The sequence below is a fragment of the Aeromonas sp. 102P genome (genome assembly GCF_051920345.1).
Taxonomy (GTDB): Bacteria; Pseudomonadota; Gammaproteobacteria; order Enterobacterales; family Aeromonadaceae; genus Aeromonas; species Aeromonas veronii.
On sequence record NZ_JBQBCZ010000001.1, the window covers coordinates 2,516,688 to 2,530,155 of the forward strand.

The window sequence follows — 13,468 nt, forward strand, 5'->3', positions numbered from 1 at the left end:
CTAACACCTTTGCGGAGTACAAATGAACAGGGCGCCGTGTTGGCGCCCTGTTGCATGGCCGGAATTTCCTCGCGGTGAGGGTCAGTCCAGCAACTCCTGATGGAGGCGGTTGACGATATTGCCCGCCTCGCTCTCCTTGACCAGGAAGCAGAGGTTGTGGGCGCTGGCGCCGTAGCAGATCATCCGGATGTTGTGCTCGCGCAGGGCGTCAAAGACCTGACTGCCCACCCCGTTCACTTCGCTCATCCGGTTGCCGATGAGCGCCACCAGTGCCAGACCGGTTTCCACCTCCACCTTGCAAAGCTGGCCCAGCTCAGCCAGTACCTTGTCGCTCAGGATCGGCTCGCCGTTACTTTGGCTGCCGGTGTGATCCAAGGTCAGTGACACGCTCACTTCCGAGGTAGTGATGAGGTCGACCGAGATGCGGTGACGGGCCAGAATGCCGAACACTTCGGCCAGAAAGCCGTAGGCGTGGAACATGTTGAGGCTGTGCAGGGTCACCAGCACCTGCTGGCGGCGCAGGGCTACGGCCCGAAACAGCGGGTTTGAATCTGTGCTGGCGCGGATCCAGGTACCACCGGCGGCAGGATCCTTGGCTGAGCCGACAAACACCGGAATATTCTGGCGCACAGCCGGTTGCAAGGTGGCGGGGTGCAGCACCTTGGCGCCGAAGGTGGCCATCTCGGCCGCCTCGACAAAGCTGATTTCGGGAATGGGGCGGGCGCGGGTGACGAGGCGCGGATCCGTGGTGTAGATGCCGGGCACATCGGTCCAGATCTCGATACTGGCGGCATCGAGCGCTTCGGCGAGCAGGGCCGCGCTGTAGTCAGAGCCGCCGCGACCCAGCGTGGTGGTGCGGCCATCGCCATCGGCACCGATAAAGCCCTGGGTGATGATAAGGCTGTCGCCAAGCTGCGGGCCCAGCGTCTGCTGGCAGAGGGTACGGGTGGTGGCCAGATCGACGGTGGCCTTGCCAAAGCGGCTGTCGGTGCGCATCAGCTGGCGCACATCCTGCCAGTGGGCCTTGACGCCGCGCTGGCGCAGCAGCTCGGTAAAGAGGCGGGTAGACATCAGCTCGCCGCAGGCGATGAGGCGGTCGGCCAGCTCCGCATCGGTATGCTGGTGGGCTTGCTGGGCCATGAGGCGAATTTCGTCCAGCTGGCCATGAATGAGGGCGCTCACATCAACAGGGTTGCCGAGATCGGTCAGAATGGCCTGCTGGATCCCGGCCAGTTTGGCCAGCTGCTCGTCGCGGCCCGCTTCGTCCAGCTCCCCTTGTGCCAGGGCGACCAGCAGGTTGGTGACACCGGCGCTGGCACTCAGTACCACCACCCGGGTGGCGGGATTGGCCAGCACGATATCGGCGCAGTGATTCATGGCCGGGAAGTTGGCGACACTGGTTCCGCCAAACTTGGCGACATTGATCGGGCTCATTGCTTACTCCTGTCTTATTTTAAGATTCCGGTTCCATCGGGCAAAAAAGAGAGGAGGAGGCTGAAAATGGCAGGAATGAACGAAGCTATCCCGGCCAGAAGCACTCCACCTGCAGAGCCCATCCCGTACCGCCCCTGACAGGGCGCGGTGGGGGATGATCACTACCGATGACAACCCGGGGGATTCAGCCCCCGCAGCCGACGTTGAGGTTACCAGTCTCCTCACTCGTCTCGGCGCTGCTCCCCCTGACCCAAGTTCACCGGACGCTGGCGTCCTCCCTTGGGCTGCCTGGGCAGCGCTCCTCTTCTGGCTCCACCAGGGCGGTGGAGTGCATTTAGAAATACCCTGCGTTGGATTGCACTGTCAATCGAGTTTGTGAAAAAGTTCAAAGTGTCAGCGAACTCAACGCAGGATCAATGACTTAGGCAATGGTCTTTGACAAAACCTTGGAACGGCGCTGCCAGTTGTAGAGACGCTGACGCGCCACCGGCAGATCTTCCACTTCCAGCGGATCGAAGCCCCGCTCCCGGAACCAGTGGATGGAGCGGGTGGTGAGCACGAACAGGCGGCGAATGCCGAGCCGCTTGGCCCGCTCGGCCACCTTGGCCACCAGCTGATCTCCCCGGTTGGAGTTGCGATAGTCGGGGTGGATGGCGACGCAGGCCATCTCCGCCATCGCCTCTTCCATAAAGCAGTAGAGGGCCGCGCAGCCGATGATGAGGCCATCGCGCTCGATGATGGTGAACTTGTCGATCTCCATCTCCAGCTGCTCGCGGGAGCGGCGCACCAGAATGCCTTCCTCCTCCAGCGGGCGGATCAGATCCAGAATGCCGCCGATATCTTCGATGGTAGCGGCGCGGGCCTGCTCGGCACTTTCCCGCACGATTTGGGTGCCGAGGCCGTCGCGACTGAACAGCTCCTGCAGCATGGCGCCATCATCCTGATAGCTCACCAGATGGGAGCGGGGCACCCCGCCACGGCAGGAGGCAATGGCTGCGCGCAGATAACGGGCGGTGCCGGACATCTCTTCGCCCGCCTGCTCCAGCTCCACCAGCAGCTCTTCGGCCTGTTCGGGGAAGAGCTCGGAGATGGCTTCGCCGCGTCTGTCCATCACCCCCTGGGTGCTGCTAAAGCAGATGAGCTTGTCCGCCTTGAGATCGACCGCCACCCGGCGGGCCACCTCTTCCGAGCTCAGGTTAAAGCTCTCGCCGGTAACAGAGCAGCCGATGGGGGAGATAAGCACCAGACTCTTCTGGTCGAGCTGGCGGGTGATCCCCTCCACGTCGATACGGCGCACCCGGCCGCTGTGGCAAAAGTCGATGCCATCATCCACACCCAGCGGCTGGGCAGTGACGAAGTTGCCGCTCACCACGCTGATCCGCGCCCCCTGCATTGGGGTGTTGGCGAGCCCCATGGAGAGCTGGGCGGTGATGTCGTATTGCAGGCCGCCACACACCTGTTTGATGATGGTAAAACTCTCGTCATCGGTGACCCGGATCCGCTTGTGGTACTGGGCCTCGATACCGGCGCGGGCCAGCGCTTCATCGTTTTGCGGACGTGAACCAAACACCAGCACCAGGCGTATGCCCAGTGTCTGCAGCAGGGCGATATCGCTGACGATATTGGCGAAGTTGGGGTGGCAGATGGCTTCTCCCCCCATCATCAGCACAAAGGTGGCACCCCGATGCACATTGACATAGGGGGTGGATTGCCGGAAGGCATTGACCAGACTGGGTTCGCGTTCACGCACTTGATATTTCTTCCATAAAAAAACAGCGATTGGCTCAATATATGAAAATTAATTCACAAATCAAGACTAAATATTGATTTTGGCCGTTTCTGGTCTACGAGGGGCGGCTTGGCCGTGCGGATCGGGAAAGAGTGACGGACGGTGCAGATGGCCGCCGGAGCGAGCGGGGAGGGGCCCGCCGGTTGATCCGGCGCGATAAACTGCTATCTTCGATGCTCCTTTTCGTCAGCTGTGTGATTTCACAGGGTTTTATACAAGGACAGAATTCATGGAACAGATTATTTCACCGGCAGATGCCCTGCCGGGACGACGCGAAGCGATGGTGATTGGTCAGCAGCATGCGGTGAATGGCAACCCGACTCAGGGCCCCTGGCCAGAGAACATGGAGATCGCCTGGTTTGGTATGGGCTGTTTCTGGGGCGTGGAGCGCCTGTTCTGGCAGCAGCCGGGCGTCTACTCCACCGCAGCCGGCTATCAGGGCGGCGTGACCCAGAATCCCACCTACAAAGAGGTGTGCAGCGGGCTGACCGGTCATGCCGAGACGGTGCAGGTGGTGTTTGATCCGGCGGTGATCAGCTACGGCGACCTGCTTAGACTGTTCTGGGAGCAGCATGATCCGGCGCAGGGGATGCGTCAGGGCGGGGACATTGGCACCCAGTATCGCTCGGTGATCTTCTATGGCGACGAGAGCCAGCAGATCATTGCCCAGCAGAGCATGGCGGCCTACCAGCAGGCGATGGCGGCAAGCGGCGACAGTCGTGCCATTACCACCCGCATTCTGCCGCTGGCACCCTTCTATTACGCCGAGGATTACCATCAGCAATATCTGGAGAAAAATCCGGATGGCTACTGCGGATTGGGTGGCATTGGAGTCTGCTTGCCGCCCAGCCTGAACCGCTGAACAGGTTTGTAGTCGATTTCTTAATAAAAGTGAAAATAAATGGTCGGAGGAGGGAACTTATTGCGACCAGTCGGGACTAACTAGGTAGCGTCCAGGGATCGGATGCAAAGTCCAGACACATTTCTTGCCTTGATAACCGCCTGATGAATGAACGCACTGGCGGGTTGAAAATGATAGCAAGCAGGGCTGCCCACCAAGGCGGCCCTTTTCCTTATCTGCTGCTTTGAAATCTTGCGTTGGGCGGGAAAACCGGACGGCAGATCAGCCGATGGCGCTGTCGAACAGGTTCTTGATGAGATCGATAAACTCGATGAGGAAGGTTTTCTGTTCCGGGGTCGGAGCGCGCAGCCAGACGGCAGAGAGCACCTCTTCCAGATCGGCGACCACGGCGTCGGCCTCCTGCATGATGGCGAAACGCACCTTGGGATCGAGCTGGGGATTTTGCTCGCAAATGGCCATCAGGTTGCTGGCAACACGGCCACTGACCAGATCTTCGATGGTCTCTTCACCATCGTTCTGCTGCTGGGATTCAAACAATCCCAAACTCTCCACCAGATACTCGATCAGCGAGATATAGCCTTCACTTTCTACCACCATGGTTGCTGCCTCAATACAGTAACAATACGAAAATTAAGCGTATTTTAGTGGCTTGCCCTAGCTTGGCAAGCAGCAGTGCAGGCGATGGCGCGTAAAACTGACTCCGCCCCGCTCCACGCACTCCAGCCCGGTCAACGTAAAGCCATGTCGTAAAAATAGCTCATAACTGAAGGCGCTGGCCTCGGTGGTTATGAGGGTCATACCGAGCCCTCTGGCCCCCGCGAGCGCTGTGGTGAGCAGCAGATTGCCCAGCCCTTGGCGCTGATGGTCGGCGCTGACATAGAGCAGGCTGAGGTGGCCATCGGGGCTCAGGGTGACAAACCCGAGGGGCACATTTGCCTGCTCCGCTACCCAGCCGTGGTGCTCGCGCAGCTGGCTGACAAAGCCCGGATGTTGTGAACCGAGGGCCCACTGCTCCACCTGCTCGGCGCTGTAGTGTTCGGGGCCGCAGCGTCGCACCGCCTGCTCAAACAGGGTCACGAGAGCGGGGATATGTGCCTCGCCAAGGGGGACAATGCAAAGTGCTGGACTAAGTGCTGGCGTCATAAGGTTGGGTCGTCAGTGGGGGAGAGGGGGCGCTGCGCCTGTGGCCGTTTGGCTTTGGGCAGACCCGCGACAACCCGCTCATAGGAGTGGTGCACCCAGCCCTGCCACAGATCATCTGGCAAGGTGCTGGTCAGGGTCACTGTGTTCCAGTGTTGCTTGTTCATATGCCAGCCCGGTTTGACCTCGGGGTGGATCTCGCGCAGCAGCAACGCCAGTTCGGGCTCGCATTTGAGATTGATGGTGAGCGGCTCGGCCTGCCAATCCACCAGCGCGAACATCTTGCCCGCGATGCGGTAGACCAGGATCTCCGGGCCAAACGGGGTATCTTCGGTGGCGCCCGGCAGGGAGAGCAGAAAGTGGCGCAAACGGGTCAAATCCATGGAAAGTTCTCGCGCAAGGGGTGATCCGGGTCATGTCAGGCGCATATCTATCGGCGGGCCTGTTCTGTTAATATGCGCGCAGCCGAGTATACCCCCCATCACCAAGGGAGCCTATTGGATGTTGTATCACAAGACTTTCGAACTGGGTCCCGAGCGGGATTGGGTGGTGTTTGTCCACGGCGCCGGTGGCAGCTCCTCCATCTGGTTCAAGCAGCTGCGCGCCTATCGCGAGCACTTCAATGTGCTGCTGCTGGACTTGCGCGGCCACGGCCAGTCCCACCAGCTGCAACAGGTGGTCAAGGGCCACTACAGCTTTCGGGAAGTGACCGAAGATATCGTTCGGCTGCTCGATCATCTCGATATCCGCCGCGCCCACTTCGTCGGCATCTCCCTTGGTACCATCCTTATTCGCCATCTGGCCGAGCTCTGCCCGGAGCGGGTGAAAAGCATGGTGCTGGGAGGCGCCATTTTGCGGCTCGATATCCGCTCGCGGGTACTGGTGCAACTGGGCCGACTCGGCCAGCACTTCCTGCCCTATATGTGGCTCTACCGGCTGTTTGCCTTCATCATCATGCCGCGCCAGCACCATCAGGAGTCGCGCAATCTCTTTGTGCGCGAGGCCCGCAAGCTCTGCCAGAAAGAGTTCAAACGCTGGTTCCGCCTCGCCACCGAGGTTAACCCGCTGATGCGTTACTTCCGCGAACGCTCCCTGCCCATACCCACCCTCTATGTGATGGGGGAGGATGATCATATGTTTCTGGCGCCAGTGCGCGAACAGGTGGCCCGCGACCCTTACAGCCAGCTCGAGATCATCGAAAACTGCGGTCATGTCTGCAATGTGGAGCAGCCGGAGCACTTTAATCGGCAGTCGTTGGCGTTTATCTCCAGTCAGACGGTCGCGGCGTAAAGCTATTTAATAGGAGAGTCGGGCGGAGATTGGGTTGAGTAAAGCGAAGCCAAATATGGGGAGGTTATTTTCAACCAGTTAACCGTCGGTTTGGAGCATTTCGAGTAGGTTCGATTAGCGCAGTGTAATCGAACGCACGAGAAGGAAAAATTAGTTTGGGGGATTATTCTTACCCAGATTAATATATAACTACACCCCCTTTATTTTAATATCAATGGACGTTTCGCGAACTACGGCCCTAAACTCGCTAGCGCTACAGCTTTAGTTACGTTGATAAAGTCGAGCTCACTAGCCTCTTCAGGTGTCATATAGTAAATATCCAGCGGATACTCTATGCTAATTTTAAAAAGTTGATTCTTTATCACTGAGAGTTCATCTTGAATGCTATAGATGATCAAGATATCTATATCGCTTGGAAAATTGTTATGCAACACAGAACCAAATATATATACATCAATTGATAGCTCTTGTTGTAATAGAGCTTTCTTCAATGAAAGAAAAAGAGATTGCAAATTTACCATCTTCGATTTAACTGACCCAAAAGCTCACCCCACGACAGGATTCTTACACCAGCACTGGCGGCTGCCATCTCACTGTTTCCAGTTCGTCGACAGTTCGGGTTGGATGTTAAAATTGCGTCAAAGTCGCCATATTTTTCAATGCCTGACCTGACAGACTCAGCAGTAAAGTCATAATCATTTAAGGCCAGTACAGTTACACTATGAAGGCCTGTCCTCTGAATCCTAAAACGGCGATTATCCAGTCTCTCTAAGCCCGTTACTCGAGTATGCTGTGATAAACCACGGATAATGAATGACATTTCGGCACTAATATAACCTGAGATGTTTCGACCATTAAGAGCACTAAAAATATCGCCCAAACCACCAATTGCAAACTGAGCACTCGAAGCAAGCTTAAGTAATGGTCCATCAATATAGGCGTCTTTCTTAATATTAAGTAGGAAGTCAAGTTGCTCTATATCTACACCTGTAACAGAGTCTATTGTCAAACGGTCTTCAGACCTTGTGAAGACAATAAACTCATCTCCTTCATCATTGATGATTTTGAGTAAATTATCTCCAACGTCTTCCACGTATTCGACTTTATCGTGGTTGTTTAATTTTTCAATGCACCAACTGTTTAGACTCATGATTTACTCCAAAATACTCAAAATTTTAGCAGGAAACATAGTTCCATTAGATTTGGTTTTTCCAGTATGCTTTGCTGCAAAATCATCCACATGTTGTTTATATTCAGCAAACACCTCAAATTCCCAATCTAGTAGCAAGTGTTTGTTTTTATCAATTAATTCTACGATTTTTTCATTATTAGGAATAATAAGGCTTTGAATTTTTCTAAGCCAGATTTCCGGCATTTCGCTTTCAGGATTAAATCTCTCTTCAGTCATAGGACCATAGGTGTCGAAGATTTTCTTGTTATCGATGAAGTATGGTTGGATGGCTTCTTTAACACTTTTCCTTGTGGCTACCAATTCATCACATTTAATTTCCGTTTTTTCCGAAAGTTGCTTTAGTAGATCTATAATGTCTTCTTTACTAAACCCATTATGAACAGTAATGTTACCATCAGCCATATAGTTAACAGAGTAATCTCCAGCTGATTGTTTCTTATTTGTTATCATTTTTGGTGCCAACATTAATATCTCTATCAGCCATATAATTATTCGAGTTTTTTCCCGCGCTCTGTTTTTTATTTACACCATTATTAACAAAAAACAAACTCAATACAAAAACTCCAACACCACTAAAAAACCACTCAATATTATCTGAAAATAACTTAACTAAATTATCGAAATTCTCCATAAAACCTCTCTTTTTACATAACAAGCGCGGTAGGTTCGATTAGCGAAGCGTAATCGGATTTCGCGAATTTTTCTTGGCCTTATAAGCCGATGGTAGAAATCATATGCAACAAGGCAATAAAGGGGCCAGTTGGAGATGGTATCAAACAGCCGTCGCTCTGTTGAGTGAAAACTCACCCAGCGAATGGAATTTGAATGATTTTTTGAAGCTGATCAGATTTCAAAGTATCAATATCCCGTCATCTCCAGATAGCCGACCCCCTTGGCATCCCCCGAGACAGAGACCGCCCCCTCCCAGTAGTCAAAGCGACCTGTCATGGCCTGATTGGGCTGGCGGGCCTTGATGGTGAGGTTCATCCCGGCGGCGTTTAGCTGCCACTCGACGGGGTAATCCTGCCCCTTGGGGCCGCGCCAGGTGTTGCCCGGCGTAAGGTGAATCGCGTCGGGGGCGAGCACCCGGCTGCTGCCATCCCGCTCAATCAAAATACCGTAACGGTTTTCTGGTTCGGGGCGGCCCGCCTTGGTGCGCAGGCGAAACAGCATCAGCTCGCGGCCATCGTTCAACTGGAGCGAAAACCAGTCCCAGCCCGATTGCCACTCGGCCAATACCGAGCTGCTCCACTCGTGATCAAACCACCCTTGTCCGGTGACGGTGCGGGTCTCGCCATCGCGAGTCAGGGTGCCGCGCAGAGTGAGGCGCGGGTAGGAGTAGTAAAAGGAGGCGTTGCCCGGACTCTTCTCGCTATAACCGGCCTTGCCTTGCAGCACCAGCGGCTTGGCGGCAGTGACGGTGAGGTTTAGCTCGCCAATCTTGCTCTGCACCTTGAGGGTGGCGGGGAACAGCGCGGCCCCTTGGGAGGCAAGCCGCCACTCCCTGAGCCAATATTGGCCACCACTTGCCCCCGCCAGTCCCGGCCCCTGCCGACTGGCCCGCTCATCTTGCTGGTGGCTGCCACGGTCGAGATCCGTGATGGCAAACTGGGCCAGCCAGAGCTGGGGGGTGAGCCAGGGGTTGCCGGTGCGGAGTTCTTGTTCGATCCCTTGGCGAAACAGGGTCCACTGCATGCCATATTCGCGCCCCTGTTCATCCTTGAGGTTGCCGGTGAGATACCACCACTCGGAGCGGTAATCGGGGTGGGCCGCGTGATCCTCCGGCAATTGGATAGTTTGCCCCGGCTGCACCTTTTTAAAGCTGTCGCTGCCGCCACCGAGCAGGACGCCCAGATCGCTGGCGGTGATAGTCCCGCTATAGAGCGTCCAGAGCATACCCAGCGCCAGCGGCCACCCTGTGATCTGTTTCATACCACTCTCCTTGCCGCATACCAGGAGGCCAGTGCCCCACATACCGGTGCCAGCAACAGGGCGGTGACCGCATGAAGGGGGGCGGCTTCGAAGGCGAGGCGCCAACCAAAGGCGCGAGGGTTGACCACCTCGATCAGCACCCAGGCGAGGCCATACCCCACCGGCAGGGCCAGCAGGGCGGTGAGCAGCCCCAATCCCGCTCCTTGCCACACCAGCAGCTGGCGGCAGTGGCGGGGGCTCAAGCCCAGACTCTGCAAGGTCTGCAGCTCGCCACGGCGCGCCAGCCCCAGCACCATAAAGGCCGAACCAATACCGACAAAGGCGATGCCAAGGATCAGCAGTTTCAATAGCTCGGTCACTACAAAGGTCTGGTCAAACACCTTGAGCGCCGCGCTGTGAATAGCAGGGGCGGAGAGCAGATTGAGCTGCTCGCCAAAGCGCTCGCGCAGGCGGTCGGCCAGCTGTTCAGGGTCGTTGCTAAAGAGGGCGAGGGATTGCACCGCCCCGGCCTCGAAGGCGTGCAGGATCTGCCCCTTGTCGCTGCCGTAGTCCTGATAGACGCCGGTGACGGTGAACTGCCTTGGCCCCTGCTCGCCGCTCACCTCAAGGGTCTGGCCCACCTTGACCCCGAGGCGCACCGTCAACGGTTCGCTCGCCAGCACCTCGTCAGGGCGGGTTGGCCAGCGTCCGGCCAGCAGCGGATAGGCCGCTTTAAGCTGGGGGATAAAGTCCATCTGCGCCCACTCGATGGGCTGCCCCCGCCAGCGGGCAGGGTGCACCGAGCGGCGCGAGGCGGCGCTTACCAGCGGGTTGGCGAGCAGGGTCTTAAGGGTTGTGTCGCTTAAAGTGCCCTTGTTGCCCGCCACCCCCTTGGGGGCGGTGACATAGAGATCGGCGGCCAGACGCTGGCCGAGCCAGATCTCCACGCTGGAGCGAAAGCTCGACACCATGACCCCGATGCCGATGGCCGCCGCGATGGCGAGCTGCAACGCCATCACCGCGATGGCGGTGCGATCGAGGTGATAGAGGGTCTCGGCCACCCCGAGCAGGGCAGTGAGGGGGCTGCCCGCGCGCCGTCGCAGCCAGCCAAGCAGGCCGCGCAGGGCATCGGGCAGCCAGAGCGCCATGGCCAGCAGCCAGCCGCCGGCGATAAAGAGGGCGCCAGTGAGACCGGTTTGCGGCAACCACAGGCACAGAGCGCACAGCAGCAAGATGGCGATGGCCAGCACGCGCCGTCGCCACGGGTGAGCGGGGGGACGGCTGCTGCCAGCGCGCAGTTCGAGGGGGGATTGGCGCAGCAGTTGCCACCAGCCGGGCAGGTTGGCGGCCAGTGTGCCGAGCAGTCCGATCAACAGCGCCTTGAGCAGGCTCACGGGGGAGAGGCGCAACAGATCGATGGGGTTGGGCCCATAGAGATCGGCCAGCGCCTGGGTCAGTTGCCCCATCAGCGCCAGCGCCAACAGGCTGCCGAGCAGTATCCCTAGCAGGGTGCCGATGGTGGCGAGAATAAGCAGCTCCAGAATGAGCCAGCGGAGCACCCGGCTTGGCCCCATTCCCAGAATGATCAACTGGGCCAGTTGGGGGCGGCGCACGCTCTGGACAAATCGCTGGGCGTTGAACACCAGAAACAGTCCCACTGCCATGGCGAGCAATGAGAGCGCCGTCAGGTTGAGGGCCAGTGCATCGCCAAGCTGGCTGGCATCGAGCGCCGGGCTGATGGGCTCAAGCCACAAAGGCTGGTTGGGGTAACGGGTGTGCAGAGTGGCCTGCAGGGTACGAGCTTCTGATTCGCTTAGCTTGAAGACGATGCGATCGAGCCGACCCGCTTTGCCCAGCAGCGGCTGGGCGAGGCCGATGTCGGTTATCAGCAGCCGCTCCATGGGCACGGCGCCCGGTTCAAACGTGCCCGCCAGCGTCAGGGTCAGGGTTCGGGCGCCATCGCTGCCGCCCAATACAAAACGGCGGCTCTGGCCCGCTTGCCAGCCAAGGCGCTCCGCTTCGGGGGCCGCCAGCCAGATGCTGTCGGCACGGTTCAAGGAAAAGGCGGGTTCGCTCGCGGGTTGGGCGCCAAACAGCTGGCGCAGGGGGCCGGGGTTGAAGAGATCCATTCCCAGCAGTTGAAAGCTGCGCCCCTCTTCATCCTTGAGCCAGCCATGGAGCTGGGGCATGGCATCGAGGGCGGGCTGGCTGGTCACCAGCTGCACGTAAAGCTGCTCATCCAGCCCGCCAGCGGGGGCCAGCCGGTAGTTGGCTTCTCCTGCTAGCTGGCTGCGGGCGGCGACGAAATTGGTGCGGGCACTGTGATTGAGCAGCTCGATGGCCACCACCAGCGATACTCCCAATACCAGCCCGGCCAGACTCATCAGCAGCAACCAGGGGTGGCTGCGATAGAGGCGCAGCAGCGCTTTGAGTGGCAGCATCAGCGTGTCTCCGGCTTGCGCAGTTGCCGCTTAGTCATGACGGGGCCCCTTGAGCTCGATAAGTTGGCCCCCTTCGAGGCGCAGCACCCTGTCGGCCAGCGCAGCATAGGCCGGGTTGTGGCTCACCAGCAGCAAGCCTGCGCCGGTATCGCGAACCGCCGCCACCATCAACGCCATCACCTGTTCGGCATTGTGTTCATCGAGGCTGCCGGTGGGCTCGTCGGCGAGCAGCCAACTGGGTTGATGGATAAGGGCGCGGGCCAGCGCCACCCGCTGTCGCTGGCCGCCGGAGAGCTGCTCTGGCCAGGCATGGCGCTTGTGGCTCATATCGAGCCGATGCAGCAACTGGTCAATCTTTGTCTCATCCGGTGGCAGAGCGTTGATGGCCAGCGGCAGGGCCAGATTCTCGGCCACGTTCAGGGTCGGCAGCAGGTTGAAATCCTGATAGACGATGCCGAAATGGCGGCCCCGCAGGCGCGCCCGCTCGTCGGGGGAGCGGGTGTCGATCCGGGTCTCCCCCAGCCAGATCTCCCCTTCATCCGGTGCAATCAGCCCGGCGATCAGATTGAGCAGGGTGGACTTGCCGCAGCCACTTTGGCCCAGCAGCAGGGTGATCTCGCCAGCGGGGAGGGCGAGATCGAGATGGTGGAACAGCGGCAGTCGTTCACTGCCGTTATCGAAGCTCTTGCAGAGGTTGCGCAGGGTCAGCATGGGATAACCGTTTGATGGTCAATGGCTTTCATCATGCTTGGTACGCTAGCACGGCCAGCATTGATCAACACCCCTTACGGTTGATCAAGAGTGCCAGTTAGTGATCAAGGCGGCAAAAGAGCAGTGGATCCTCGCTGGATCCCGCTTGCCCGAGGTGGTTAGAATAGGGGCTTCCATGGGTCACAGGATGAGCAAGGATGTTACACAAGCAAGTCAGTTTTATCATCGATAGCAAGGGCAACAAGCAGGCTGCCGTCGTCCCCATCGAGATCTACAACGAGCTGATGACCCTGCAAAAGGCACTCTCCGACAACCGGCCGGGGGAGCGCGAGCTCTACCACTTCAACGGCAAGGGGGCCGAGGCCCACGGTTATCCGGTGGGCAAGCGGCAAAATCCGGGCTTTATGGTGCTGGCCGGTTCCACCGCCAATGGCGAGGATGCCGCCTCTTTGCGTGAAGCGGTGATCGAGCTGCGTCACGAACTGCTGGAGAAGGGGGTCATAGTGCCCCGTAGTCAGGGCGGCTTTGTCTTTACCGCCGATCAACTGTTCAACAGCCCGAGTCTGGCCGCCAGTCTGGTGGCGGGCAATAACCGCAGCGGTCTGGATGCCTGGCAAAACAGCGCAGGCTATACCCTCAAGCAGTCGGGTTTCGGCAAGAAATAATCCCGCGTTTCGACAGCAAACCAATTAAGCGTT

15 protein-coding genes and 1 riboswitch are annotated in these 13,468 nt (G+C 58.1%); of the genes, 3 read left to right on the top strand and 12 right to left on the bottom strand.

Features of this window, described 5'->3' with window-relative positions; genetic code table 11:
* Positions 1-81: 81 nt before the first annotated feature.
* Both lysC and argA read right to left on the bottom strand, forming a co-directional pair.
* Positions 82-1,434: a lysine-sensitive aspartokinase 3 gene (gene lysC, locus ACTG1K_RS11905; protein WP_136502320.1), complete on the bottom strand. Its 1,353-nt coding sequence runs from the start codon at positions 1,432-1,434 to the stop codon at positions 82-84.
* A gap of 90 nt (positions 1,435-1,524) precedes the next feature.
* Positions 1,525-1,748, bottom strand: a riboswitch (Lysine riboswitch).
* Between the two features lie 107 nt (positions 1,749-1,855).
* Positions 1,856-3,184, bottom strand: a complete 1,329-nt coding sequence (gene argA / locus ACTG1K_RS11910; RefSeq protein WP_005345063.1) for an amino-acid N-acetyltransferase — start codon at positions 3,182-3,184, stop codon at positions 1,856-1,858.
* 268 nt (positions 3,185-3,452) lie between these two features.
* On the opposite strand from argA, the gene msrA reads away from it, so the two are divergent.
* A complete protein-coding gene (gene msrA / locus ACTG1K_RS11915) occupies positions 3,453-4,085 on the top strand; it encodes a peptide-methionine (S)-S-oxide reductase MsrA (RefSeq protein ID WP_005352745.1) in 633 nt (210 codons plus the stop codon).
* A 261-nt stretch (positions 4,086-4,346) separates the two neighbouring features.
* Here msrA and ACTG1K_RS11920 read toward each other — a convergent pair whose 3' ends face one another.
* From ACTG1K_RS11920 to ACTG1K_RS11930, 3 genes are read right to left on the bottom strand one after another with little or no spacing between them, the layout of a single operon-like run.
* Positions 4,347-4,682 (bottom strand): DUF3802 family protein, encoded by a 336-nt coding sequence (locus tag ACTG1K_RS11920; RefSeq protein ID WP_005333735.1) that lies wholly within the window; start codon positions 4,680-4,682, stop codon positions 4,347-4,349.
* Between the two features lie 57 nt (positions 4,683-4,739).
* A complete protein-coding gene (locus tag ACTG1K_RS11925; protein WP_100645627.1) occupies positions 4,740-5,228 on the bottom strand; it encodes a GNAT family N-acetyltransferase in 489 nt (162 codons plus the stop codon).
* Positions 5,225-5,608 carry an MmcQ/YjbR family DNA-binding protein gene (locus ACTG1K_RS11930; RefSeq protein ID WP_440005469.1) on the bottom strand — a complete coding sequence of 128 codons (384 nt, stop codon included), beginning with the start codon at positions 5,606-5,608 and terminating at the stop codon, positions 5,225-5,227. The genes ACTG1K_RS11925 and ACTG1K_RS11930 overlap by 4 nt, the downstream gene beginning before the upstream one ends.
* A gap of 118 nt (positions 5,609-5,726) precedes the next feature.
* On the opposite strand from ACTG1K_RS11930, the gene ACTG1K_RS11935 reads away from it, so the two are divergent.
* Positions 5,727-6,515: an alpha/beta fold hydrolase gene (locus ACTG1K_RS11935; RefSeq protein ID WP_440005471.1), complete on the top strand. Its 789-nt coding sequence runs from the start codon at positions 5,727-5,729 to the stop codon at positions 6,513-6,515.
* 230 nt (positions 6,516-6,745) lie between these two features.
* Here the strand turns inward: ACTG1K_RS11935 and ACTG1K_RS11940 are convergent, their stop codons facing one another.
* The 7 genes from ACTG1K_RS11940 to ACTG1K_RS11970 all read right to left on the bottom strand — a co-directional run bounded on the left by ACTG1K_RS11940 (position 6,746) and on the right by ACTG1K_RS11970 (position 12,770).
* Positions 6,746-7,036 carry a nucleotidyltransferase domain-containing protein gene (locus ACTG1K_RS11940; RefSeq protein ID WP_440005473.1) on the bottom strand — a complete coding sequence of 97 codons (291 nt, stop codon included), beginning with the start codon at positions 7,034-7,036 and terminating at the stop codon, positions 6,746-6,748.
* A complete protein-coding gene (locus ACTG1K_RS11945; protein WP_440005475.1) occupies positions 7,030-7,665 on the bottom strand; it encodes a hypothetical protein in 636 nt (211 codons plus the stop codon). Before ACTG1K_RS11945 ends, ACTG1K_RS11940 begins: the two co-directional genes overlap by 7 nt.
* A gap of 3 nt (positions 7,666-7,668) precedes the next feature.
* Entirely contained in the window at positions 7,669-8,172 is a 504-nt protein-coding gene (locus ACTG1K_RS11950) for a hypothetical protein (protein WP_440003232.1), read from the bottom strand.
* Complete coding sequence (locus tag ACTG1K_RS11955) at positions 8,144-8,338, bottom strand: hypothetical protein (RefSeq protein WP_440005477.1); 195 nt, start codon at positions 8,336-8,338, stop codon at positions 8,144-8,146. Before ACTG1K_RS11955 ends, ACTG1K_RS11950 begins: the two co-directional genes overlap by 29 nt.
* 227 nt (positions 8,339-8,565) lie before the next feature.
* Complete coding sequence (locus tag ACTG1K_RS11960; RefSeq protein ID WP_440005479.1) at positions 8,566-9,639, bottom strand: lipocalin-like domain-containing protein; 1,074 nt, start codon at positions 9,637-9,639, stop codon at positions 8,566-8,568.
* Positions 9,636-12,059 (bottom strand): FtsX-like permease family protein, encoded by a 2,424-nt coding sequence (locus ACTG1K_RS11965; RefSeq protein ID WP_440005481.1) that lies wholly within the window; start codon positions 12,057-12,059, stop codon positions 9,636-9,638. Before ACTG1K_RS11965 ends, ACTG1K_RS11960 begins: the two co-directional genes overlap by 4 nt.
* A gap of 30 nt (positions 12,060-12,089) precedes the next feature.
* Positions 12,090-12,770 (bottom strand): ABC transporter ATP-binding protein, encoded by a 681-nt coding sequence (locus ACTG1K_RS11970; RefSeq protein ID WP_201905569.1) that lies wholly within the window; start codon positions 12,768-12,770, stop codon positions 12,090-12,092.
* A gap of 197 nt (positions 12,771-12,967) precedes the next feature.
* Between ACTG1K_RS11970 and ACTG1K_RS11975 the strand changes: the two genes are divergently transcribed.
* Positions 12,968-13,435: a DUF4357 domain-containing protein gene (locus tag ACTG1K_RS11975; protein ID WP_005333716.1), complete on the top strand. Its 468-nt coding sequence runs from the start codon at positions 12,968-12,970 to the stop codon at positions 13,433-13,435.
* The last annotated feature ends 33 nt before the right edge of the window (positions 13,436-13,468 follow it).